The following is a 25,609-nucleotide window of genomic DNA, read 5'->3' as shown; positions in this document are numbered from 1 at the left end:
CAGGCGCGGCGCCCGGCCGCCGATATAACCCGTGTCCAACGGCGGCCACGGGTCATCACCATCGTGCTTTTCTGACTTAGGAGTTCAGATGTTCGAACCCAGCAAGAGTACTGATTCAAGCGGCATGGACGAGTTCGGCTATGCCCAGACCCTGGACCGCAGCATCGGCAAATTCGCCAGTTTCGCGGCCGGAGTCAGCTACATTTCCATTCTCACCGGCGTATTTCAGCTGTTCTACTTTGGTTTCTCCATGGCCGGCCCTGCCTACGCGTGGTCCTGGCCCCTCGTTTTCGCCGGCCAGCTCATGGTGGCGCTCTGCTTCGCCGAGCTTGCCGGACGGTATCCGGTGGCCGGCTCGGTGTACAACTGGGCCAAGCGGCTCTCGTCCGGGACGTTCGCCTGGCTGGCGGGCTGGCTGCTGCTCATCTCCTCGATCGTGGCGCTCGGCGCCGTGGCCCTTGCCCTGCAGCTCACCCTGCCCCAGATCTGGTCCGGTTTCCAGATCATCGGCGACGGCACCGGCACCTACGATTTCGCCCTCAACGGCGTGCTGCTTGCCAGCATCATGATCTCCATCTCCACCCTCATCAACGCCTTCGGCGTGAAGCTGATGACCAAAATCAACAGCATCGGCGTCTTCGTGGAGCTCGCCGCCGCCGTGCTCCTCATCCTGGCCCTTGGCTGGCATGTGGTGCGGGGGCCGGAAGTTCTTTTCAGCACCGAAGGCTACGGCATGGACCACGACCTTGGCTTCTTTGGGGTGTTCCTTATCGGCGCCATGGCCTCCGGTTACGTGATGTATGGCTTTGACACCGCCAGTTCCCTGGGCGAGGAGACGAAGGACCCGAAAAAGACCGCCCCCAAGGCCATCCTCCGTGCCATCACGGCGTCCTTCATCCTCGGCGGCCTGATTCTCCTGGGCGGACTCCTGGCCGCTCCTGACCTCAACGACCCCAAGCTGGGCGCTGCCGACGGCGGCCTGCAGTACATCGTGCTCTCCGTGTTGGGGGGCCCCTTCGGCAAGGCGTTCCTGGTGTGCATCGTGGTGGCCGTGACCGTCTGCACCCTGGCCGTTCACGCTGCCGCCATCCGCATGATGTTCGCCATGGCCCGGGATAACAACCTGCCCTTCAGCCGGCAGCTCAGCAAGGTGCATCCCGAGCGGAAGACGCCCACGGTGGCGGCCATCGTCATCGGTGTCATCGCCATCATGCCGCTGATCGTCAACGTCTCCCAGCCCGCCATCTTCACCATCCTTTCCAGCATCAGCATCGTCCTGATCTACCTGTCCTACCTGCTGGTCACCGTTCCGCTGCTCCGCAAGCGGTTCCAGAAAAAGTGGCCGCTTGCCGATGACGGCACCGAGCCGGGCTTCAGCCTGGGCAAGTGGGGGTTGCCCGTGAACATCCTCGCGGTTCTGTGGGGCGGCGCCATGACCCTGAACCTCATCTGGCCCCGCCCGGAGATCTACAACTCGGTGCCCCCGTTTGAGTGGTACCTGCAGTGGGGCGGCGTGATCTTCGTGGCCGCCGTCGCCGGAGGCGGGGCACTGCTGTACCGCCTGAAGATCAGGCACCAGACGGGCGTCCTGGCTGAACACGCCGCAACCGCCCAGGCGGCTATGGATGTCAGCGGGCCGGATGCTCCAGTTGCGCCTCAGCTGGTGTCCGCACCCGTTTCCACCCCTTAGCCCTTAGCCCTTAGCCCTCAGCCCTCAGTAGCAATACCTACCCGTGGCACGGTCCAACCCGGGACGCGCTGCCCGGTCCTGACGGTGCTGTTTATGGCCGGTTCCGGAAGCCTTCCGGCGCACGTGTTGCGAGATGAGCCGTGCACCGATCATGCAGCTATTCCGCATGATTATCACCAAGACTTTGCGCTTTTATTGCAAGCCTTGTGACCCTAGTCTCATCCTTACAGGCTCTTCGAACTTCGGACCCATACTTGTCCGATTCAGCGCCGGGCAGGCAGCAGCGGGATGCTGTTCCACTGGGCACGGCATCCCACTGACAGCCTTCGCCCTCGCGAAGGAAGAGCTGTCCCGTGCCCGTAAAGGGTGCTTCGGTGGCCTGAAACCTGGGGAGGTATCCTCATCGAAGCACCGCTTTCGGGCATGGGGCAGAGCCTGCAACTTTGCCGGGCCAGTGCAAGGCCATCCGAACGGAAGACCTTGCACCATACCCCTACTAAAAGGAGTGTCCATGTCAGGAAACAGAGCCGTCGCCTACAAAGAACCCGGTGTCGTCGAAATCATCAACACCGACTACCCGACGTTGGAACTTAGGGATGGGCCCGGCGTTAATCCGGCCAATGTGGGCCGAAAGGTACCCCACGGCGCGATCCTGCGTACAGTGACCACCAACATCTGCGGCTCGGACCAGCACATGGTGCGGGGCCGGACCACGGCTCCCAAGGACCTGGTCCTCGGCCACGAAATCACCGGCGAAGTGGTGGAAGTCGGTCCGGACGTGGAGTTCATCAAGGTCGGGGACATCGTCTCTGTACCTTTCAACATCTCCTGCGGCCGTTGCCGGAACTGCAAGGAGCGCAAGACCGGCATCTGCCTGAACGTGAACCCGGACCGCCCGGGCAGCGCCTACGGTTACGTGGACATGGGCGGCTGGGTGGGCGGCCAGGCGGAATACGTGCTGGTTCCCTACGCTGACTGGAACCTGCTCAAGTTCCCGGACCGCGACCAGGCCCTGGAAAAGATCATGGACCTGACCATGCTTTCCGACATCTTCCCCACCGGCTTCCACGGCGCCGTCACTGCCGGTGTGGGCGTCGGATCCACCGTTTACATTGCCGGCGCCGGCCCGGTGGGCCTCGCGGCCGCCGTCGGAGCGCAGTTGCTCGGTGCCGCCGTCGTAATTGTCGGGGACATGAACGAAGACCGGCTGGCTCAGGCCCGCTCTTTCGGCTGCGAAACCGTGAATGTCTCCAACGGCGATCCGAAGGACCAGATCGAGCAAATTCTGGGCGTTCCTGAAGTGGATTGCGGCGTGGACGCCGTAGGATTCGAAGCCCGGGGGCACGGCAAGGACGCCTCGCACGAAGCCCCGGCCACTGTGCTGAACTCCCTTATGGACATCACCGCCGCAGGCGGGGCCCTTGGCATTCCCGGCCTGTATGTCACCGGCGACCCCGGTGGAATCGACGACGCCGCCAAGCACGGCTCCCTGTCGCTATCCTTGGGCACCGGATGGGCAAAGTCCCTGTCCTTCACCACCGGCCAGTGCCCCGTCATGTCCTACAACCGCCAGCTGATGATGGCGATCCTGCACGACAAGGTCCAGATTGCCAAGGCAGTAAACGCCACAGCGATCCCCCTTGAGGATGCACCGCGCGGTTACGCCGAATTCGACGCCGGCTCGGCCACGAAATTCGTGCTGAATCCGAACGGATACGTCAAGGCGTAAAACTTTACGTAAGTAGCAACCCGCCCTGGTGGCGCGGGCCTTCCTGGCCCGCGCCACCAGCGCGCATCCGCTCTCCCTGCATCAGCAAAGGTACTCACATGACCCATGGCAACGACCAAGAATCAATTCTCAGCCTTAGCAGCAACGGGAAGGAGCCGGTTGACATCCGGCTCGAAGCACCGAGTCCGGTGACCGTTCGGCTGCAGCTGGATGGTGGCTGCAATTGCCAGCATGGCACTGAAAACCGCCCGGGTTCGTATATTGACAGCGACCTCGGCGTCCGCTGACAGCGGGTGTACAAACCATCCGGCAGCAGTCCTAAGGCCGGGACCACATTCCCGCCTCCTGTCCCCGGCTCGCCTGCCGGTGGGGAGCTACTCGGACTTGGCAGTCGGCACCGCCTTCTTGTCGACCTCGGATTCCTCGTTCGGCTGGTCGGCGGTGATCACCCGTGGTTCGTTGTGGATCGGTCCGCGGTCATCCTTGTGCTCGTCGCCGCGGGTCTTCAGCAAACTCGCGACGGTCGCTACGACGATGGTGGCGGCGATGAAGAGCAGGGAGAGCCAGATGGGGATCTCCGGCACCCAGAGGAGCGGTTTCCCGCCGTTGATGAAGGGGAGCTCGTTGACGTGCAGGGCGTGGAAGACGAGCTTCACGCCGATGAAGGCGAGGATGACGGCCAGCCCCTGGGCGAGGTAGACCAGGCGCTCGAGCAGGCCTCCGATGAGGAAGAACAACTGACGCAGACCCATCAGCGCGAACGCGTTGGCGGTGAAGACGATGTACGCCTCGTTGGTCAGGCCGTAGATTGCCGGGATCGAGTCGACGGCGAAGATGAGGTCTACGAAGCCGATCGCAATGATGGTGAGCAGCATCGGCGTGGCGAAACGCTTCCCGCCCTGCATGACGGTGACCTTGTCCTGGTGATACTCGTTAGTGACAGGCAGGACCCGGCGCACAAGACTCATGAATTTACCGTCAGCGGGGTTGGAGTCGTGATTGCTGAACGCTTGCCGGTAGGCCAGGACGAGGAGCAGGACACCGAAGATGTAGAAGACCCAGGAGAAGTTTTCGATCAGGGCCGCTCCGATGGCGATAAACCCGCCGCGCAGGATCAGTGCGATGACAATCCCGATCATCAGCACCTTCTGCTGGTACTTCTTCGGTACTGCGAATCCAGCCATCACGATGAGGAACACGAACAGGTTGTCGATCGACAGGGCCTTCTCAGTCAGGTAGCCGGCGAAGTATTCACCGCCGAACGTCCATCCCGCCACCATGCCGATCCCCACCCCGAACAGCAGAGCGAGTCCGATGTAGAACGCGGACCAACGCGCCGATTCTGCAATGGATGGCTCGTGGGGTTTGCGCACGTGGGCGAAAAACTCGTAGACGAAAAACAGGATCGTGACGGCAATCGTGACGAGCCAGATCAGAGGTGTGACCTGCATGAGGATGCTCCCAAGGGGTAGGCGCTGGACAGTTACGCCAAGGTCTCCTCCGCCCGGATAGCACCGGAACCGTCGACCCGAGATGCTTCAGTGCATCCGTATTGACGGGCCGATCACAGACGGGAGTACTCCCCTTGATAAGAAAATCATAGCCGACCTCCACCGTCGTCCAAACCGACATAATGCCGCTTTAGCAGTCAGCGCCATCCAGAATCTCGCCACAAACGAGGCCTGGAATGGTGGGCTGAGAAGGCTGTTGCCCTTCCGCTGTGGGCGTAGAGGCGGGGAGGGGTTCAAACCCGGCCGATAGAATGGGGTGCATTATGGATGACCCTCCTTCACATATGCCCTGGCCCCTCCACCTTCTGACCGGTTCGCCGGCCATCACGGGAGAGGGGCGCCCGAATGTATGAATGGATCATGCTCGGCATCGGCCTCGTTCTCACGGTCGGTACCGGTTTCTTTGTTGCTTCCGAGTTCGCGCTTGTCAATCTGGACCGCAACGATCTTGAAGCCCGCCAGGCCCGCGGGGAAAAGCGCCTCAGCTCCACCATCAAGGCGCTGAAGATCACCTCGACGCACCTCTCTGGTGCCCAGTTGGGTATTACCCTCACTACCCTGCTCACCGGTTACACCTTCGAGCCCGCGATCAGCTCCATCCTGCGCGGCCCGTTGCTCTCGGTGGGAATCCCTGAAGGTGTTGTCCCCGGCCTCGGCGCAGTGGTGGGCATCTTCATCGCCACCATTTTTTCGATGGTGATCGGCGAGCTGGTGCCCAAAAACTTCGCCCTTGCCCTGCCGCTGGCCACGGCCAAAGTCGTGGTTCCGTTCCAGACCCTGTTCACTACCGTCTTCAAGCCTGTGATCCTGCTGTTCAACAACACTGCCAACCGGATCATCCGCTCTTTTGGGATTGAGCCCAAGGAGGAGCTTTCCGGTGCCCGCAGCGCCGAGGAGCTCAGCTCATTGGTCCGGCGCTCAGCGATGGAAGGCGTCCTCGATGCCGACCACGCCGTCCTCTTGCACCGGACGTTGCGGTTTTCGGAGCACTCCGCGGCGGACGTCATGACACCCCGTGTGCGGATGACGGCAGTAAACGCCGATGATACCGCCGAAGAGATTGTCGCCCTTGCCACCGCCACGGGTTACTCCCGCTTTCCCGTCATCGGGGAAGACCGTGACGACGTGCTGGGCGTGCTGCACGTCAAGCAGGCCTTCGCCGTCGCCCTGGAAGAACGGGCCCACGTCCGTGCTTCGGAGTTGATGATCGAACCGCTGAGGGTGCCCGAGTCCATGGGGGTGGACACCCTCTTGGTCCTGCTGCGCAAACAGGGCCTGCAGGTGGCCATCGTCTCGGACGAACACGGCGGAACTGCCGGCATCGTCACCCTTGAGGACCTCGTGGAAGAGATTGTCGGCGAGCTTGAGGACGAACACGACCGGGCCCGGACCGGCGTCGTCAGGACCGGGCGCTCCATCACTTTTGATGCCTCCCTGCGGCCCGATGAACTGCTGGACCGGACCGGCATAGCGGTGCCGGACGGCGAGGAGTATGACACCTTGGCCGGTTTCGTTACCGACCAGCTGGACCGCATCCCGGAACTGGGCGATGAAGTGAAGATCGACGGCGGCACCCTCCGTGTGGAGCGGGTCCTGGGAACCCATGTGGAGCGGATCCGCTTCACCCCGGACACCTCACAGGAAGCACCACGAAGTGCCCACGACCGCATCATCGATGACCTCACACAGGAGCTGACCCATGAGTGAATACCTTCCCGGCATCATCTGGCTGGTTGTTCTCCTCGTGGTCAATGCCTTCTTCGTGGGCGCCGAATTCGCCGTGATATCGGCCCGCCGTTCCCAGATTGAACCCAAGGCAGAGGCAGGCAGCAAAGCCGCGAAGACTACGCTGTGGGCCATGGAGCATGCCACGTTGATGCTGGCCACCAGCCAGTTGGGCATCACTGTGTGTTCGCTGGTGATCCTTAACGTCTCCGAACCGGCCATCCACCACCTGCTCGAGATCCCGCTGGGACTGACATCCCTGTCCTACGAAGCGATCAGCATCATTGCCTTCGTGATCGCGCTGCTGATGGTGACGTTCCTGCACGTGGTCCTTGGGGAGATGGTCCCCAAGAACATCTCCTTCTCCGTTCCCACCCGTGCGGCGCTGATCCTGGCACCGCCGCTGGTGATGGTTGCTCGGGTTTTCAAACCCGTCATCTGGACGCTCAACGGGATCGCGAACTCCATCCTGCGGCTGTTCAAGGTGGAACCGAAGGATGAGGCCACCAGCGCCTACACCCTGGACGAGGTCGCGAACATCGTCCAGCAGTCGACGCGCGACGGAATGCTTACCGACACCAGCGGAACCCTGACCGCCGCCTTCGAGTTCACCGCCAAAACAGTGGCAGATGTCGAGGTACCGATCGCCGAGATGGTGCTCCTGCCCGAATCCGCGACTCCGGCTGACATCCAGAAGGCGGTGGCCAAGCACGGGTACTCCCGCTACATCCTCACCGATAATGACGGCGTCCCGTCCGGTTACCTGCACCTCAAGGACGTAATGGACCTGACCACCACGGAGAAATTCGCCCGGCCCGTGCCGGTGAAACGGATCCGCCGCCTCGCCTCCGCCTTCAGCGGCGCCGAGCTCGAGGACGCGCTGGCCACGATGCGCCGCACCGGTGCCCACGTTGCCAGGGTTTTCGATGCCAACGGCAACACCACCGGCGTGCTCTTCCTGGAAGACATCATCGAAGAACTCGTCGGCGAAGTCCAGGACGCCACCAGCGCCTAACCAAAACTGCATCAACCAGGAAGGGCGCCGCTCCAATAGGGAGCGGCGCCCTTCCTGTCATGCGGTTCTTTGAAGACAATCTTGGGGTTTTCGCTGGCCTGCTTCAGCTCAGCCTTGGCCTGGGCAGTTTCGCCGGTGGACATGTCCGAGTATTCACAGCCAAAACTGACTTAAGGGGCGTCGGCGTGGGCCCTAGAAATAAGAAACTTAGATGTGGGTTACTAAGAGGATCGGCGCCGCCGCCCACAGCCGGGGACAATTCCTATAAGTCATCCACCGCTACTGCTGCTACGGGAGCTAAGCCAACGGCTCCCGATTCCAACCGTGGATAACCCGAATTGACCCCAACTATGGACGGAGCAGGGTCACTGAGCGCAACGTGTCCTTGCCCGGTGACGCAGGTTTGACGGAATATTCATTATCGGCTCATAAGTATGAGAGGGAGGAGCTCCGGAAGGGGCTCCGGCCTACGCTTCGTCAGGTTCTGGTTCTACCTCGCCCGTGCTGACCAGCAGTCGATAGAAACGGTGTGGAGCTGCGCCCTGAGTTGATCAAGGCTTTTTCGTGAACGGGGCAACGCCCAGGGCCCCAAGCCCGAAGCCCCCGAAGGATGAGGACACAACGGGGTTGTCTAATAAGCAAGCAAAAGGCGGGATCCACTGGACCCCGCCTTTTGATCTTTCCAGGGGCGTCAATGGAGACGCCACCTCTTGCTACGCAGGCAAGGCCTGAAGCTGGTCAAGCTGCGTTACCTACGGTTGTTGCAGTTGGAGCACTAGCTTGGGTGGGGTTGTAGTCTCTCTTGAGCCGAAGTCGGCCCCGTCGCTGCTGGTGCCGTTGATGCCAAGCGAGAGAAGGCCGCCGAGCTCACCCTGCAGAGCTGACGCATTCAGCGTCACTTCATAATTGGTGTTCGACGTAACCGGTCCAAGGCTGCCCAGCACGCTGCTGCCCAACGCGGGCCTTGGGCTGTAGGTAAGGCCGCTCTCAGTCCATGTGTCGTCCGTAACCAACCTGACGTTCTGGGTACCCACTGAGCCGCTGGTCGTCGCCCGCAGTTGAAGCTTCGCGCTGACGATCGTCTTGCCTGCGAGTGCCGACGTATCAAACTTCAGGTAGGCATTCTCCACGGGGCTGTTGTCCACTGCGAGCTTCGGCGCCGTCCCGAAGTTCGTCGTCGCCGACCCGCTAGACACGTACGTGTCCGCTGTGGCCGTCAACGTCACCGTCTCCGAGGGCGTAGTAGCCGCGGCTGTAGTAAAAGTCCACGTCTTAGACACGACTGTGTTACCGGCGGAATCCTTCGCTCCGCTAACCCTCGCGGTGTACTGCGTACCAGGCTTGAGATTGGCTGTGGGATCCAATGCAGCGGTGTTGTTGCTGAGTGTGACCACCGCATCCACAGGAGTGGTTGACGTTCCCTCGGCGAGCGTGAACGTCGTGTTGTTGACCGTCGTCGAGTTCATGGCCTCCGAAAATGTAGCCGTGACATTTCCGGTGATCGCTGCGTTTGGTGCATTCTCTGCCGGAGTCACTGAGGTCACCGTGGGTGCTGTGGTATCCCCGGGTGGCGTCCCCGTGCCCGATCCCAATTGGAGCACCAGCTTGGGTGGGGTTGTAGTCTCTCTTGAGCCGAAGTCGGCCCCGTCGCTGCTGGTGCCGTTGATGCCAAGCGAGAGAAGGCCGCCGAGCTCACCCTGCAGAGCTGACGCATTCAGCGTCACTTCATAATTGGTGTTCGACGTAACCGGTCCAAGGCTGCCCAGCACGCTGCTGCCCAACGCGGGCCTTGGGCTGTAGGTAAGGCCGCTCTCAGTCCATGTGTCGTCCGTAACCAACCTGACGTTCTGGGTACCCACTGAGCCGCTGGTCGTCGCCCGCAGTTGAAGCTTCGCGCTGACGATCGTCTTGCCTGCGAGTGCCGACGTATCAAACTTCAGGTAGGCATTCTCCACGGGGCTGTTGTCCACTGCGAGCTTCGGCGCCGTCCCGAAGTTCGTCGTCGCCGACCCGCTAGACACGTACGTGTCCGCTGTGGCCGTCAACGTCACCGTTTGCGGCGTCGAGGTATCGATTGTCCAAGTTCGCTCCGCAGGAGTTAGATCCGCGTTGCCCGCCGCGTCGGTCGCCCGTACTGCGAAGACGTGCGAGCCAACTGCGAGATTAGCGTAGCTCTTGGGCGACGTACATCCCGCGAAGGCTCCTCCATCCAGGGCACACTCGAAGATCCCAGGCTCCGTCGCAGTGAACGTGAACTCAGCCGAAGTGCTGCCACTGGTCCCTGATGGACCACCCGTAATCGACGTATCGGGCGGTGTGGTGTCCGGTCCGGGGTCTCCTCCTCCGCCCTCTGCTCCTATCTGGCGCGGGTCAAAAGTGGTGTCCACAAGCAGCTTTGGGCTGAAAGCATCGGCAATTCGCTGCCAGGAGACGAGTTTGTGGTTTTGGTTACCGCTGTTGCCGTTGCCCGCATTGGTGTTGTTGTGGTCCTGGCTTGTAAATAGTCCAGCGGGATAGGAAGGGCCGAGCGGGAAATTGGTGACATCAATGCCGTCTTGACCATTCACACCGTCAACGCCACCGCCATCGATGATCTTGAAGGAGCCGACGAAGGCGTTGTCATTGCGGTTGTAGACGACGAAGTTGGATCCGCCTTGGCTCGACACAATCAAATAGCCGGTCCCCTGCCGGCCATAGTAGATGGCGGTGTTCTTGATGTTGTCCACTATTCGTCCGCCGGTTGCCACGGTGCGATCCACGAGTGTCCGGGTTGAACCGTCCCCCGGCTCAGCTCCGTACCGCCACACGCCGACTTCCTCCTCGGATACATAGAGACGTTGAAGCTCGTCATCTACCGAAATGCCTTCGGAGCTGTCGCCGTTGTCGAAGGAACGCACGGAAGTCCCTCGAACCGATCCGTTGGAGCCGTCCAGCTCGAACTGGCTTATCACGTTCGTGTTGAAGTCATGCACAAAGGCGTAATACTTCCCGGAGACTGGGGAGTGATACATGCCGAAGCCGCGAGGCCTGCCCGGGGTACTGATGCGCCCCACCTCTGTCAGTGAGCGATCTGCCACGTTTACCTTGTAGAACCGAACGCCGGTCGAATCTACGTTCCTCTCGGTTACACCAACGAGGGCGATGCGTTCACTGCCTAACGGAAAGTTGTATCGGAGATCGACGTTATTCATACTGCCGTGCAGGTAAAAATGTAACTGGCGCCCCGACAGGTCGTAGACCCCCACGCCTCCGGTACTTAATTTGTCCGTGCCGATCACCACACTCTGCGACGGATCCGTGGGGTGTATCCAGATCGCGGTGTCGTCTGCCGCGTCACTGGAGCTCGGAACGGGTGTCGTCTCCGCCGACGGAGCCACAAGGACGTCCGCCGCATGCGCTTGCGGGGCGGTGAGCACGGTGAGGCTTGCGAGGGCCGCAGCTAAAACCGCGACAAGCAGGAGCCGGAGCAGCGCAGGAGCGGGGCGCAAGAATCCCGCAGCCGCTTGCGCGTGTCGAGCACTAACATTCTGAGCCATGGATTTCCTATCCGTTGTGGGCTTGGGCGTGTCAGTGGCCTTGGCATCTTGACCGCCACTGCCACTGCATCCTGTAAGGGTCAGAACGGCGGCAAGCACCATCGCTCCGATTGATCTGTAGGGAGCTCAACTCCCCGCCTTACCAAAAGCCAGGAAGCCCTGGGACCTCCATCACGTCCGCCCTTGTGAAGAAATGGATAGTCCATGTCGCTCCCCGGAGTTGAATGCCACAGACAATGCCCAGTTCGATCAGTGTTGGTGCAGGAAGCATCAGAAACAACCCCCGGTACCCCCTCATTGTGGTGCCCCTAAAATCCCCTAACGTGATGGTCTGTGAGCAAGACCGGCAGCACAGATAGCCGTCGCTGGTTCCCCCAGGCTTGATGATCAAATGATGTTGGGCGCCCGCTTTTGATGATGTAGTCCGCCGCTGCCGGTCCTTCCATGACCAGATGGCTACAGGTCGGATCGATTCCGTAGGCTTTCAAAGCCTCAAACAGAATCTCAGGTGCTTCTAGCCCAGCTAAGACTTGTATAGCCGCCAGGTTCATCCTGCATGGGCTATCCTCACCACCTCCCGGCTCCTGAAATTCCTAGGCCCCCGGATCTAGGCCAAGCCACCTCCGAACCCCACGCCGAAATCCTCGGCCAGCTCGGCGTCGATCACGTCACCGCCCCGAACACGTCATGGCAAACGCGTCGCGCACCTGGTCCGCGGCGGGATCCTTGACTACGTCGAGTTCGAAGACGACTTCGTTATGGTCCGAGCCCCAGGCTTCGCGACGCCGACTCAGCGGCTCAAAGACCCGCTCTAAAGGACGGCCCGAAGTTCGTCCAGCTAGGGCACACCCCAACCTGACGCCGGACTGCCCCTCAAAATACCGTCGGAATAGAGTCCAAACGCGTTTACTGCAGCCTTCCGTTGGCAGCCCTAATTTCGAAGCTGACCGTGGCAGCATCGGTCCGACCAGGCGTTTTGGCCTCCACACGCGCAGACCAAAGACCACACCCACCTCAGACCTTGAAGTACTTCGCCTCCGGGTGGTGGAACACAAAGGCGTCGGTGGACTGTTCGGGGTGCAGCATCAGTTCATCGCTCAAAACAACACCCATCCGCTCGGGCTTCAGCAGCTCCGTCACCTTGCGGCGGTCCTCCATGTCCGGGCACGCCGGGTAGCCGAGCGAGAACCGTGCACCGCGGTAATCGAGTTTGAAATACCCTGCCGTGTCCTTCGGCTCCTCGGCCGCGAACCCCAGCTCCTTGCGGATCCGCGCATGCCAGAACTCCGCCAGCGCCTCGGTGAGCTGCATGACCAGGCCGTTGAGCTCGTAGTAGTCGCGGTACTGGTTGGCGGCGAACATCTTGGAGGTGAACTCCTCGATCTTCGAGCCGGCGGTGACCAGCTGCACCGGCAGCACGTCGATCTGTCCCGATTCACGCCCCTTCACGAAGTCGGCCAGGCACAGGTGCCGGTCGCGGCGCTGGCGCGGGAAGTCGAACCGCAGCCGGTCGGTGCCGATCGGGCCACCTGAACCACCATCGGGGGCGAGCAGACCCGCGGTGCCCAGGACGCCGTCGTGATCCTCCCCGTGGTGCAGCACCACCACCTGTTCCCCCTCGGAAACCACCGGGAAGTAGCCGTAGGCGACGGACGCGTCGAGCATTCCCTCGGCGAGGATGCGGTCCAGCCAGTAGCGCAGGCGCGGCCGGCCTTCGCGTTCCACCAGTTCCTCGTAGGAGGCGCCGTCATCGCCGCGGCCGGGCTTGAGGCCCCACTGGCCCATGAACGTTGCGCGCTCGTCGAGCAAGGCGGCGTAATCGTGGAGTGCCACGCCGCGCACAATGCGGGTGCCCCAGAACGGCGGCGCGGGCACCGCGTTGTCGGCGGCGACATCGGACCGGCCGGGCATTGCCTCGGGCTCGGTCACCGTAAACTTCGCGCCGCCCTTGTGGATGCGCTTCTTCAAAGGCGGCAGGCCGACGTCGTCCGGTGACTCGCCGCGGGCGACGCGCACCAGCGGTTCCATCAGGGCGAGACCCTCGAAGGCGTCCTTGGCGTACCTGACCACGCCGTCAAACTGCTCGGCCAGGTCCTGCTCCACGTACGCGCGGGTGAGGGCTGCGCCGCCGAGGATGATGGGCCACTTCTTCGCCAGGCCGCGGGACTGCAGCTCGGCGAGGTTCTCCTTCATCACCACGGTGGACTTCACCAGCAGCCCGGACATGCCGATCACGTCGGCGTTGTGCTCCTCGGCCGCGGCCATGATCTCGGCGATGCCCTGCTTGATGCCGATGTTGATGACTTTGTAGCCGTTGTTGGTGAGGATAATGTCCACCAGGTTCTTGCCGATATCGTGCACGTCGCCGCGCACGGTGGCGATCACCATGGTGCCCTTGCCCGAGGAATCCGACTTCTCCATGTGCGGCTCGAGCAGCGCGACGGCGTTCTTCATCACCTCGGCGGACTGCAGCACAAACGGCAACTGCATTTCGCCGGCGCCGAAGCGCTCGCCCACCACCTTCATGCCTTCGAGCAGGTGGTCGTTGATGATGCCGAGAGGGGTCAGGCCCTCGCTGCGGGCCAGGTCGAGATCCTCTTCGAGGCCCTTGCCCTCGCCGTCGATGATGCGGCGTTCCAGACGCTGGCCGGTGGGCAGCGCCGCGAGTTCGGCGGCGCGCTGGTCCTTTAGTGCTGCGGTGTCGACGCCGGCGAACATGTCCAGCATGACGGCCAGGGGGTCGTATGTGGTGTTGCCGTCGGCGTCGTATTCGCGGCGGTCCCAGACGAGGTCCAGTGCCACCTTGCGCTGCTCTTCCGGCAGGGAGGCGAGCGGCACGATCTTGGCGGCGTCAATGATGCCGCTGGTCAGGCCCGCCTGGGCGGCCTCGTGCAGGAACACCGAGTTCAGGACCACGCGCGCCGCGGGGTTCAGGCCGAAGGAGACGTTGGAGACACCGAGGGTGGTGTTGATGCCGGGGTACTTCGCGGTGATCTGGCGGATGGCCTCGATGGTTTCGATGCCGTCCCGGCGGGTTTCTTCCTGGCCGGTGGCGATGGGGAAGGTCAGGGCGTCAACGATGATGTCCTCGACGCGCATCCCCCATTCGCCCACCAGGGCGTCGACCAGGCGGGAGGCGATGGCCACCTTGCCTTCGGTGGTGCGGGCCTGGCCCTGTTCGTCGATGGTCAGGGCGATCACGGCGGTGCCGTGTTCCTTTACCAGCGGCATGATGCGTGCGAAGCGGCTGTTGGGGCCGTCGCCGTCCTCGTAGTTGACGGAGTTGACCACCGGGCGGCCGCCGATGAGTTCGAGCCCGGCCTGCAGCACGGGCGGTTCCGTGGAGTCGATGACGAGCGGGAGGGTGGAGGCCGACGCGAAACGCGAGACGACCTCCTTAATGTCAGCGACGCCGTCGCGCCCCACGTAGTCGATGCAGACATCGAGCAGGTGCGCGCCGACGCGGACCTGCTCGCGGGCGATGTCCACGCAGTCGTCCCAGCGCTCTTCGAGCATCGCCTGGCGGAACGCCTTGGAACCGTTGGCGTTGGTGCGCTCACCGATGGCGAGGTAGGCGGAATCCTGGTCGAACGGCACATGGTGGTAGAGGGAGGCGATGCCTGCTTCCCGCTCGGTGGGGGTGCGGGCGGCGCCGTTTTCGCTCTTGGCGGCCACGGCTTTGGTGCGGAAGGGCGCAAGGCGTTCGACGACGGCGGCCATGTGCTCCGGCGTCGTACCGCAGCAGCCGCCCACCAGGCCCAAGCCGAACTCGCGCACGAACTGCTCGTGCGCGGTGGCGAGTTCGGTGGGTGAGAGCGGGTAGTGCGCGCCGTTGGGGCCGAGGACCGGCAGGCCGGCGTTGGGCATGCAGGCGATGGCGACGGAGGACTGCTTGGAGAGGTGGCGGAGGTGCTCGCTCATCTCGTCCGGGCCGGTGGCGCAGTTCAGGCCGATGGCGTCGACGCCGAGCGGCTCGAGTGCGGTGAGCGCGGCGCCAATCTCGGAGCCCATCAGCATCGTTCCGGTGGTCTCGACCGTCACCTCCACGAAGATGGGAAGCCGGATGCCGCGGGACACGATGGCCTGCTTGCAGCCGTTGACCGCGGCCTTGGTCTGCAGGAGGTCCTGGCTGGTTTCGATGAGGAAGGCGTCCGCTCCCCCGTCGATGAGGCCCTCGGCCTGCAGGGCGAAGGTCTGCTTGAGGTAGTCGTAGGTGGTGTGCCCGAGGCTGGGGAGCTTGGTGCCCGGCCCCATCGAGCCCAGGACCCAGCGCATCCGGCCGTCTGTTTTTTCTGCGGCTTCTGCGCGTTCGCGGGCGATCTGGGCGCCCTTGCGGGCGAGTTCGGCGATGCGGTCGTCGATGCCGTAGTCGGAAAGGTTGGACCAGTTGGCGCCGAAGGTGTTGGTTTCGACGGCGTCAATGCCGGTGGCGAAGTAGGCATCGTGGATGTCCGCGAGGACGTCCGGGCGGGTGTCGTTGAGGATCTCGTTGCAGCCTTCGAGCCCCAGGAAGTCTTCCTCGAGCGACAGGTCCCGGCCCTGCAGCATGGTGCCCATGGCGCCGTCGGCAATGACGACGCGGTGGTTCACTGCGTCCAGGAGCTCCTGCGCACGGGCAGGGCGGGGGACGAATTCGATGTCGAGCGCAAAACGGGGCATCAAACAAGGTTACGCGGGGAGGCCAATTACATTGCTTAGTGTTTCTGTGTGCTACGGCGGGGGTGCGATGCCGGGCGCCATACAGCGAGCGCCAAGCCAAGTCTCTACATGTGACGGTAAGAGCGACCACATTCAACGACCACCCACTGCACAAAGTTGATAACGGGCTCCGGCTTCCTCAATCCAAAAAACCTCCCTCGCCAAGTTTTGACCACGGTCGCTCCAGTAGTTTCCGGTGTCGAACTCTGACACGGCGATGCACCAACTAAAGCCGGCTTTTTGAGAGGACTCCGTGCTTGGTCGTCGACACTGGCAAACGGTCGTTTTTGACTACCGGGAAATCAGGGCCGAGCAACTGAAGTCCGGCTCCCGCGTCAGTGACTCCCCTAGCGCCCAGTCGCGCGGCTCGGAGACAGTCGATTGAAACCAGTTGGCGACGGCTCCCAGCAAAGTCCAGTCTTCTGTACCGGAGCTGGGTCAAGATAGTCGAATGGACAAGTGGACGAGCAGTGAATGGCTGGCCTTCTGGAGCATCGTGATTGGCGGCGTCATAGCTATTGCTGCGATCTTCTTCAGCATCTGGGCAGCACGGCGTTGGGGAAACCGCAGGGGAAGACTACTGCTGGCTTACCACGTCACAAATCTCATGCCTACTGGAGGGCCACGGGAAGGCCTCGGCTTCACATACAAAGGAATGCCCGTGAATGACCCGCAGCTTGTGACCTTGCGGCTAAAGAATGTAGGTCCTCACGACATCACCCGAGATCACTTCGATCAGAATCAGCCGCTCTGGGTTGGACTCGACGCAACATTTATGGGCTTGATCCGCACAACCAGTACAGTCGGCTACTCCCCGGGAATGGCAATGCAGGCCATCGGAACCGAAAAGGCTCAAATTGGCTTCAATCCTGGGCACTTGCCTCGAAAAGCTGAATGGATGGCAGAGTTCCTCGTAGAGGGGACTGCTGTACCAAGTTTACGAGGCCTTCTCATCAACACTGACATCGACGAAGGCGAGAGCGGCAGTCGTAAGGTCCTTCGCGAGCTAGCACTAATGACTATCCCATGGCCCGGCCGCGTGCTAGCGGAACTACTGTTCAAATAGGAAGCCAGGCAAACGCAGTCGTCCGCTAGGAACCGGCACCGTGGCACCGTCGCCAGATACAAGTACATTCAAAATCAGTCGTTCTTGTGGTGCCTTACCGGTTCCTGATGCTCCCCAGCTAGTGGGCGTCTTACCGTCATTGCGTACCGGGGCGCTCACTAGCGGCTGTGGGGCTGCCGCAGCAATTAGAGTGATCACAGACCTTTCCACTGCAGGAGATAAGAATGCGCGTGCCCAGAATATTTATTGGATCGTCCTCAGAGGGGAGGGATGTTGCCCAGCGTCTAGCAGTGCACCTGGAGGCTGACGGCTCGGCCGAAACCAATATCTGGACTTACGGCGTGTTTGATCTCGGGGAGCATGTGCTGGACGGCCTGATCCGACAGGCACAGACGTCTGACTTCGCTGTCCTGGTGCTAAGTCCTGATGACACCGTGTCCAGTAGAGATACCATTGCCCAGGCACCCCGCGACAACGTTATTTTTGAACTCGGCCTTTTTATCGGGGCCCTTGGTAGAGATCGCACTTATATGGTGCAGCCACACGGACTTGATCTAAAACTTCCCTCGGACTTGGCAGGAGTCACCCAGGCTAGGTATCGTCCCCGACGTGATGGCGACGTCACTGCCGCGCTCAACGCGCCTGCAATAACCATCCGTGATCAAGTCAAGAAGTTGGGCCTTCGGTCTACAGCGGATACAGAACCAGCGGTCGTTCGTGATTCACATGAGCCGGCCGGAGCAGTTTCACGAAAACTGGCTAACCAACCACAGTTCGACGTCTCGCTCAATGGTGCAGCACACATTGTCCTGCACTCCAAGGATGCCAGAGATCAACTCATCGAAAACGAGATTGAGAGGGCACGACGAGAGGAGGTCGAGGAAGATTCCGCGGAAGCCGGGCCGTTCTCGCTTAACTTGTCCTCAGCCAGGGCGTTGCTAGGAGTTTCGCGCCTGACGTCCGACGCATTCGAAACGAAAGCAAAGGCCTGGCAGAAGGAAATCATTGAATCGTGGCCGGATATCTTGAATGAACTGGCCAGCTTCACGCTTGCCGCTCCGGTCATCAAGGTCAGCAATACCAAGCAACAGTTCTTAGAGTCAGTGCGGATTGACATACTTTTTAAAAATGCGACAGGGCTGGACAAGAAGGATCTGGATGACCTTGACCTTGATTCGCTCATTCCGCCGGTCATACCGGCCTCCAACCCATATGGTCACTCATTTATCCACCAATACATTCCCGGCCCCGTGGTTACGGGTTCCTACCCGCTGACTTGGCGCAACGAGCCCGCTGGGGTCCAGGTGGTCGTCGAGTTGGACAACCTTCGACCACAGACACCTTGGGTAAGCGATGGAGATGATTTTGTACTGATTGCCCATGCCTCAGAGGTTTTAGCGGAATGGCGCATCACCGCCCGCGGATATCACCAATCTTTTGAGGGAAGTTTCCCTGTGCCCGTCGCAGGGCAACACGACTTCCGCTCGCTACTGGCTCTTACGAGCGGCGAGGAAGCGTGACGTCGCCTGAGGATTCACAAGTGAACAACCAAAAACAGGGTCGTCCCTGGTACAAGAAGTCCTGGGTTTACACCGTCATACTGCCGATTTTCATAGGCGTAGGTATAGCGATTTTTGGCGTGTTATTCGAATACGTCGTTGTCAAGCCGGTAGAAAATGAACCGCCTACAGCAATATTCGCGCGTATTGGGAGCCTCCTCTGGCGGACTGTCCCCTGGATTGTCGGAGCCGTTGTTCTGCTCTTGCTGATCAAGTCCATCGTTCAGAAAAGGGGCAGAGCACGCTGGGCTGCGCTATGGGACTTTGTTACTGGCCTTCGCTTCCGCGCCCCCGTTACAGTCAGGAAGCACCGCTGGGCGAAGGCTCGACTAGCAGCGGAGCAACAACGGGACGCAAAACGGCTGAAGTTCGATGCGGGCTATGCAAAGCGTAGTGCTGAGGTGGCCGCAGAACGCGCCGCCGTGCGGAAGCCGGACTGGGAGATTCGACCGCAGGAACATCGTGGTCAGGTTAACTACGCCCTTTACAACTACGCATACCCCGTGAGCAAGGTGCGGTTGACCGCTCCTAGTGAATACTTCGATTTTGGGGGGTATGATCCGCGCTTCCCGGACCCGTTCGAGGGCCGAATCGGCGGCGGATTCTCAGGGAAGTACTTTGAAGGGCAGCCCACAGACAACGGCATGAGCGAAGGCGTCGACTTCACTATTCATTATGTGGATGAGAATGGAGACCCGCAGGAGGACCTCGTAACAGTCAAGCCTGCACTCTTGAAGCGTGCCGCGGCCGACGATGAGAAGGTCGGCTAGGTGGAGTCGGCTGAGGGTGGCAGCACTAGCAGTATCAGAGAGCAGGTTCGCCGGGCTGTTGATCCCACCGGCAAGCAGTCAATGATGTTCGCCGCTATTGATGCAGCGCCGGACCTCTACGGCTGGCTTTCAACGCTGGACCGAGAAGTCGCCGGTCAGTTTGCGTCCATGGCGGCAAGGAAAGACGAGTATGTCGAACTCCTCCGGTCTATGGAAGATGCTTTGGAGGTTCTGGTTCCTCGTGGGTGGGCGCCGTTCAACATGGATTCGGCGGTAGTGGCTTCGGCTGTCGCTCTGGTCCGTTTAGGTCGCCCTGCTGAGGCAGATGCCTTGCTGGCCGGCCAATGGGAGGACGGAAGACTCACGGGCCAGGTGTGTTCCCGTGTCTCCGTTATGGGGGCAGGTGAGGGTGAGCATGCCTACCACAATTTGTTTAGGCAACGGGCCCGCCTCCTCCGCAAGGCCCACGAGCATCACCAAGCCAGGCGCTACGATGCTTCGATTCCGATCATTCATGCCCAAATTGAGGGGCTGGTGATAGATCTGTCGTCGGGAAAGAAGTTCTTTACGAAGGGTCCGCAAAAGGCCAATCTCATCAATCCAACTCAGTTGGTCAGTATCGAGGCTTGCCTCTCAACCCTTCAGGCCATCTTCGGGGAGGGTGCAGGAGAAACCCAAGCGGCGGGAAGCTTGTCCCGCCACGCAATTGCACATGGACGCGAGCTTGCTTATGACACCAAGGAAAACTCTGCCAAGACCTGGTCTGTCATTCACGCCTTAGTCCAATGGGCACAGCCGTTGGCCCAACAGGAAGCACAGCGGCTTCGCCGGGACCGTGAGGCCAAGAACACCGGCATTGATGGTGTAAACGAGAAAGGCCAGCGAATAGACAACCGAGAGTTCCGCGAAACAAGGGCCATGCTGAGAAAGCTACTTACCCCGGCAATAGCACAACTGTCTCAACATGGGGCCGTGCAGCGAGCCATAATTGGGGATCTCTACCGCGCGAAAGACTTCCAGCAGGCAGGATTGCCGGCCGATCCCTGCATCGAAATGAGAAGATCCGCCGATGGAAAAGTAATTTGGTTTTGGCGTACGACCGTTTCGGGGTGGGTGCTCGGGGCTGCTGTCGGACTGACTGGGGAAGGGTTTGATGAGTGGCTCTATTCCGGCCCGACGCCACCTCTGGAGTCACCAACCGAGGCGCCAGCACTTTGGGGAAATGCTTTTGATACCCCAGCCGACTGGAGATCATGACGACGCCAAAAATGAGCGGGCCAGCACGGTATTCGCTGGCCTGCTCTGGTTTTCCTCTGCAAAAGACATCGGTGTTTCAGCGTAGTTGAATTGTTGACGGTGCTGCGACGGGGATGGGGACCGTCGTTGTTCCGGGTCCCGCCGTGGATTGGTTTTTGGGCTTGTGTCGCGTTGAGCGGCGTCCGCCGCTGGTGAGTGAGCGCCGTCTACGGGGATGGCTACCTCGGCCCCCGGATCACATCCCACACGTCCGCTGGAGGATATGCATACTCTTCCGACGCTGATGTGTGGAAAGTGTGCGCACGGAATGGTCTTCCTACCAAGAACCGTTGTGTCTTTCGGACACGGCGATTGTGAGCCCAAATATGGATGAGTGTAAGGACAAGGCCGCCCACCAGCAGGGCGAGTATGGCGACCCCTCGAGGGTCCTGTTTCTGTAATTCGGATATTCCAAATACGCCAAGCGCCGCAAATCCAACTATTTAGAGGAATAATCCATAGACTTCAGCGGCTCTTTTCACTCGATAAGAATGACAGTTCACTCTGGTCGGAGGTGAAAGGACCAATCCGTCATCGCTTTTGCCTCCTAGCTCTAGAGAGATTGTTGCGAACTTGCACCAAGGCTGGAGGTGTCTGCAAGGTTAACTAGCAGCTGTCATATTCGGGGATGTGTAGCTAGGTGCCGTTCAGCCTCTCGCGGGCACCCACGAAGCTGCGCGTCAGTAGTGAGCTCACGCTCACGCGGTGAGCCGCCGGATCTCGTCCCGTATTGCACCAGACCACCGCAGGAGTAACAGCGCGGTCCACTGCAACGGATCGGACATGCCCGCGATTGCACTCGTTAGGGTCCAACTCCTGCCGGGGCAGATATCGGGGAACTGTTGCCTGCGAGGCGCGTCCCGGGTCGTGAGCAGCCGCCCAATTGGGCAACCATGACGACTAGGATGCCGCGCTGCCATCTTTTGGAGTCCACCCCAAGGCCGGCCCCAGCTTCCCTGCGATGTCCGTCAGGATCTGTACGAAGTCCTCATGGTCGAAGCTGAAGGGCAGTGCGAATCTCACCGACCAAACGCTGGTGATTACAACTGCATCCGCACTTGCCTCAGGTTCAACCCCATCCAAACAGCTTCAGAGTTCGATTCAGATATTGTCGGCACGCTCAGTTGCTCAAACCTCCGCCACAGGAGCCGCGAACTGCGCCTCGTACAGCCGCGCGTAAGCCCCGCCGGCGGCCAGCAGTGAAGCGTGCGTCCCCTGCTCGACGATTTGGCCGGCCTCCATCACCAGGATGAGGTCGGCGTCGCGGATCGTGGACAGGCGGTGCGCGATCACGAACGAAGTCCGGTCGGACCGCAACGCGCTCATCGCCTTTTGCACCAGCACCTCGGTCCGGGTATCCACCGACGAAGTGGCCTCGTCCAGGATCAGCACCGACGGCCGGGCCAGGAACGCCCGCGCAATCGTCAGCAGCTGCTTCTCCCCCGCGGACACGTTGGACCCCTCGTCCTCCAAAAGCGTGTCGTACCCGTCCGGCAATGACCGCACGAACCGGTCCACATACGTCGCCCGCGCCGCCTCAAGAATTTCAGCCTCGGAGGCAGAAGGCCGCCCATACGCAATGTTGTCCCGGATCGACCCCGCGAACAGCCAGGTATCCTGCAGCACCATCCCCATCCGCGAGCGCAGCTCGCGCCGCGGCACCGAGGTGACGTCCACGCCGTCGAGCGTTATCCGCCCCGCATCAATCTCGTAGAACCGCATCATCAGGTTCACCAGCGTGGTCTTCCCCGCCCCGGTGGGCCCCACAATCGCCACCGTCTGCCCCGGCTCCGCCACCAGGGAAAGCGAAGAAATCAGCGGCTGCTCCGGCGAATACGAGAACGACACATCCTCGAACACCAGCCGCCCCCGCCCAAACACCGGCCCGGCAGAAGGCGCAGGCTCAGCAGACTCCTCCTCCTCATCCAGCAAAGAGAACACCCGCTCGGCGGACGCCACCCCGGACTGCAGCACGTTCGCCATGGACCCCAGCTGCGCCAGCGGCATGGTGAACTGCCGCGAATATTGGATGAACGCCTGCACATCGCCCAGCTGCATCGCCCCGGACGCCACCTGCAGCCCGCCCACCACGGCGATCCCCACATACACCAGGTTCCCGATGAACGTCATGGCCGGCATGATCAGCCCGGAAATGAACTGGGCACCAAAACTGGCCGAGTACAGCTCCGCGTTCTTCTGCCGGAACCGCTCCCCCACCTCCTGCTGCCGGCCGAACACCTTCACCAGCGCATGCCCGGTGTACGTCTCCTCGATCTGCCCGTTCAGCTCCCCCGTGTGCTTCCACTGCGCCACAAACAGCTTCTGCGAGCGCTTGGCGATCAGCGCTGTCAGCCCCAGCGTCAGCGGAATGGTCACCAGCGCGATCAGCGCCAGCGTGGGCGAGAGGATCACCATCATCACCAGCACACCCACCACGGTCAGCACTGACGTGACCGCCTGGCTGATGGTCTGTTGCAGGCTCTGCGAAATGTTGTCCACGTCGTTGGTGACCCGGCTGAGCAGCTCGCCGCGCTGAATCGAGTCGAAATACCGCAACGGCAGCCGGTTGATCTTCGCCTCGATCCGCTCCCGCAGCCCGAACACCGTCCGCTGCACCACCCCGTTCAGCACATACGCCTGCACCCACATAAACGCCGACGACAGCACATACAGCACCAGCGCCCACGTCAGCACACTGCCCAGCGCCGCGAAGTCGATTCCCTGCCCCGGTACCAGGTCCATGGCACTGAGCATGTCCGCGCGCTGCCCCTCCCCGGACGCCCGCAGCTGCGCAATCACCTGCTCCTTGCTCACCCCGGCCTGCAGCTCCCGGGACACCACGCCGGCGAAGATCAGGTTGGTGCCCTCCCCCAGCAGCCGCGGCCCGATCACGGACAGCGCCACGCCGGCCACCGCCGTCGCGAACACCAGCAGCAGCCATGCCCGTTCCGGCCGCAGCGTCCCCATCAGCCGCTTGGCTGACGGCCAGAAGTTCATCGCCTTCTCCGCCGGGACGTTCATCCCCGCGAACGGCCCGCCCCTTCCGGGCCCGCCTGCCGGACGGGGAATGCGGACGACGTCGGCGCTTGCCGTTTTGGCCCCGGGTGCGGTTCCCGCGGTGGTTCCTGGAGCGGACGACGGCGGGCGGTGCGGCGCGCTCATACCGTCTCCTCCGCTGCCAGCTGGGAGGAGACGATCTCGCGGTACGTCTCGGACGTCTCCAGCAGCTCCCGGTGCGTTCCGCGCCCGACGATCCTGCCGTCGTCGAGCACTAAAATCTGGTCCGCGTCCACGATGCTGGAGACGCGCTGGGCGATGATCACCAGCGTGGCGCCGGCGGTGCTGCGCTTGAGGGCCTGCCGGAGCCGGGCATCGGTGCCGGTGTCCAGCGAGGAGAACGAGTCGTCGAAGATGTACAGCTCGGGCCGCTTCACCAGGGCCCTGGCGATGGCCAGCCGCTGCCGCTGCCCGCCGGAGACGTTGGTGCCGCCCTGGCTGATGGGCGCGTCCAGCCCCTCCTCCATCCGCTCCACGAAATCGCGGGCCTGGGCGATCTCCAAGGCGGTCCAGAGCTCGTCCTCGGTGGCGTCCGGTTTGCCGTAGAGCAGGTTGCTGCGGACGGTGCCGCTGAACAGGTAGGGCCGCTGCGGGACCAGGCCGATGTGCCCCCAGAGCAGGTCCGGGTGCAGCTCGCGGACGTCCACGCCGTTCATCCGGACCGAGCCTTCCGTGGCGTCGAAGAGCCGGGGCATGAGGTTCACCAGGGTGGTTTTGCCGGCGCCGGTGCTGCCGATGATCGCCGTCGTCTGCCCTGCTTTGGCGGTGAAGCTGATCCCGGTGAGGACCGGCTGATCGGCACCCGGGTAGGCGAATCCGACGTCGCGCATTTCCAGCTCGCCGGGACGTCCGTCCTGTCCCGCCGTCGTACTCACGGGATGAAGCGGCGGCCGGACGCTCGACTCGGTCCGCAGCACCTCCCCGATCCGGTCCCCGGACACCGCGGCGCGCGGGATCATCACGGCCATGAACGTGGCCATCATGACGGACATCAGGATCTGCAGCAGGTAGCTCAGGAACGCGATGAGCGTGCCCACCTGCATGGAGCCGTCCTGGATGCGGAACGAGCCGAACCAGATCACGGCCACGGACGAGACGTTCAGGACCAGCATCACCACGGGGAAGGCGAGCGCCATGAGCCGGCCGGCGCGCAGGGCGGTGTCCGTGACGTCCTCGTTGGCACGGGCGAAGCGCTCGGTCTCGATGTCCTCGCGGACGAAGGCGCGCACCACGCGGATGCCGGTGAGCTGCTCGCGGAGGACCCGGTTCACGGTGTCGATCCGCTTCTGCATCTTGCGGAACAGCGGCACCATCCGGACGGTGATCAGGCCGACGCCGATCAGCAGCACCGGGACGGCGACGGCGATCAGCCAGGACAGCTGCGCGTCCTGCCGCACGGCCATGATCACGCCGCCGATGCTGAGCATGGGTGCGGTGACCAGCATGGTGGCGGACATCAGCACCAGCTGCTGGACCTGCTGGACGTCGTTGGTGGACCTGGTGATGAGGCTGGGCGCGCCGAACTTGGTGACCTCCTGCTCGGAGAAGTCACCCACCCTTGTGAAGATGGCGACCCGGAGGTCCCGGCCCACGCCCATCGCCGCCTTTGCCGCGAAGTAGACCGCGATCACGGCGCAGACGATCTGCAGCAGGGTGATCCCAAGCATCACACCGCCCAGGCTGAGGATGTACCCGACGTTGCCCTTGGCCACGCCCTCGTCGATGATGTCCGCGTTCAGGGTGGGCAGGTACAGGGACGCGATGGACTGCGCCAACTGGAAAACCACGGCGGCGGCCAGCAGCTTCCGGTGCGGCCGGACGTATTCAACAAGCAGCTTCCAGAGCATGGGGGGCTCCTGACACAGTGTCCACAAGGTGTGGTGCGAAGGTCAGTTTACGTCCGGCGGCTGGGGTGGGCCGGTGGATGCGCAGGAGAAGTTGGGGCGGTTCTCGGACA

13 protein-coding genes and 1 pseudogene are annotated in these 25,609 nt (G+C 62.0%); 8 read left to right on the top strand and 6 right to left on the bottom strand.

All coding sequences use genetic code 11. The features are described 5' to 3' along the window. Positions 1-88 precede the first annotated feature (88 nt). Positions 89-1,690: an APC family permease gene (locus tag G6R19_RS14170; RefSeq protein WP_163166017.1), complete on the top strand. Its 1,602-nt coding sequence runs from the start codon at positions 89-91 to the stop codon at positions 1,688-1,690. 511 nt (positions 1,691-2,201) lie between these two features. Continuing rightward, a complete protein-coding gene (fdhA, locus tag G6R19_RS14165) occupies positions 2,202-3,419 on the top strand; it encodes a formaldehyde dehydrogenase, glutathione-independent (protein WP_163166015.1) in 1,218 nt (405 codons plus the stop codon). A 374-nt stretch (positions 3,420-3,793) separates the two neighbouring features. Here fdhA and G6R19_RS14160 read toward each other — a convergent pair whose 3' ends face one another. After that, entirely contained in the window at positions 3,794-4,870 is a 1,077-nt protein-coding gene (locus G6R19_RS14160; protein ID WP_163166013.1) for a TerC family protein, read from the bottom strand. Positions 4,871-5,275: 405 nt separating this feature from the next. On the opposite strand from G6R19_RS14160, the gene G6R19_RS14155 reads away from it, so the two are divergent. Further along, positions 5,276-6,637, top strand: coding sequence for a hemolysin family protein (locus G6R19_RS14155; RefSeq protein ID WP_163166011.1), 1,362 nt, complete (start codon positions 5,276-5,278; stop codon positions 6,635-6,637). After that, a complete protein-coding gene (locus G6R19_RS14150; RefSeq protein WP_163166009.1) occupies positions 6,630-7,670 on the top strand; it encodes a hemolysin family protein in 1,041 nt (346 codons plus the stop codon). Before G6R19_RS14155 ends, G6R19_RS14150 begins: the two co-directional genes overlap by 8 nt. A 752-nt stretch (positions 7,671-8,422) precedes the next feature. On the opposite strand, the gene G6R19_RS14145 is transcribed toward G6R19_RS14150, so the two are convergent. After that, entirely contained in the window at positions 8,423-11,206 is a 2,784-nt protein-coding gene (locus G6R19_RS14145; RefSeq protein WP_163166007.1) for a phytase, read from the bottom strand. A gap of 1,014 nt (positions 11,207-12,220) precedes the next feature. Continuing rightward, positions 12,221-15,865, bottom strand: a complete 3,645-nt coding sequence (gene metH, locus G6R19_RS14140; RefSeq protein WP_163166004.1) for a methionine synthase — start codon at positions 15,863-15,865, stop codon at positions 12,221-12,223. 490 nt (positions 15,866-16,355) lie between these two features. Between metH and G6R19_RS14135 the strand changes: the two genes are divergently transcribed. From G6R19_RS14135 to G6R19_RS14120, 4 genes are all read left to right on the top strand, one after another. After that, on the top strand, positions 16,356-16,970 hold the full coding sequence (locus tag G6R19_RS14135) for a hypothetical protein (RefSeq protein WP_163166002.1): 615 nt from the start codon (positions 16,356-16,358) through the stop codon (positions 16,968-16,970). A 224-nt stretch (positions 16,971-17,194) separates the two neighbouring features. Further along, on the top strand, positions 17,195-18,490 hold the full coding sequence (locus G6R19_RS14130; protein WP_163166000.1) for a nucleotide-binding protein: 1,296 nt from the start codon (positions 17,195-17,197) through the stop codon (positions 18,488-18,490). 20 nt (positions 18,491-18,510) lie between these two features. Continuing rightward, complete coding sequence (locus tag G6R19_RS14125; RefSeq protein ID WP_163165998.1) at positions 18,511-19,299, top strand: hypothetical protein; 789 nt, start codon at positions 18,511-18,513, stop codon at positions 19,297-19,299. An 81-nt stretch (positions 19,300-19,380) separates the two neighbouring features. Next, on the top strand, positions 19,381-20,556 hold the full coding sequence (locus tag G6R19_RS14120; protein WP_163165996.1) for a hypothetical protein: 1,176 nt from the start codon (positions 19,381-19,383) through the stop codon (positions 20,554-20,556). A 939-nt stretch (positions 20,557-21,495) separates the two neighbouring features. On the opposite strand, the pseudogene G6R19_RS14115 reads toward G6R19_RS14120, so the two are convergent. The 3 genes and pseudogenes from G6R19_RS14115 to G6R19_RS14105 form a co-directional block, all read right to left on the bottom strand. Then, a pseudogene (locus G6R19_RS14115) lies at positions 21,496-21,618 on the bottom strand (LLM class flavin-dependent oxidoreductase); the annotation flags it as partial. A gap of 105 nt (positions 21,619-21,723) precedes the next feature. Continuing rightward, positions 21,724-23,757, bottom strand: coding sequence for an ABC transporter ATP-binding protein (locus G6R19_RS14110; RefSeq protein WP_163165994.1), 2,034 nt, complete (start codon positions 23,755-23,757; stop codon positions 21,724-21,726). Next, positions 23,754-25,499, bottom strand: a complete 1,746-nt coding sequence (locus tag G6R19_RS14105; protein WP_163165992.1) for an ABC transporter ATP-binding protein — start codon at positions 25,497-25,499, stop codon at positions 23,754-23,756. The genes G6R19_RS14110 and G6R19_RS14105 overlap by 4 nt, the downstream gene beginning before the upstream one ends. Positions 25,500-25,609 lie beyond the last annotated feature (110 nt).

It is taken from the genome of Arthrobacter sp. Alg241-R88, assembly GCF_900537115.1.
In the GTDB taxonomy this organism is placed as follows: domain Bacteria; phylum Actinomycetota; class Actinomycetes; order Actinomycetales; family Micrococcaceae; genus Arthrobacter.
The sequence above is the reverse complement of the archived record's forward strand: the minus strand, read 5'-3'. Positions and strand labels throughout refer to the sequence as shown.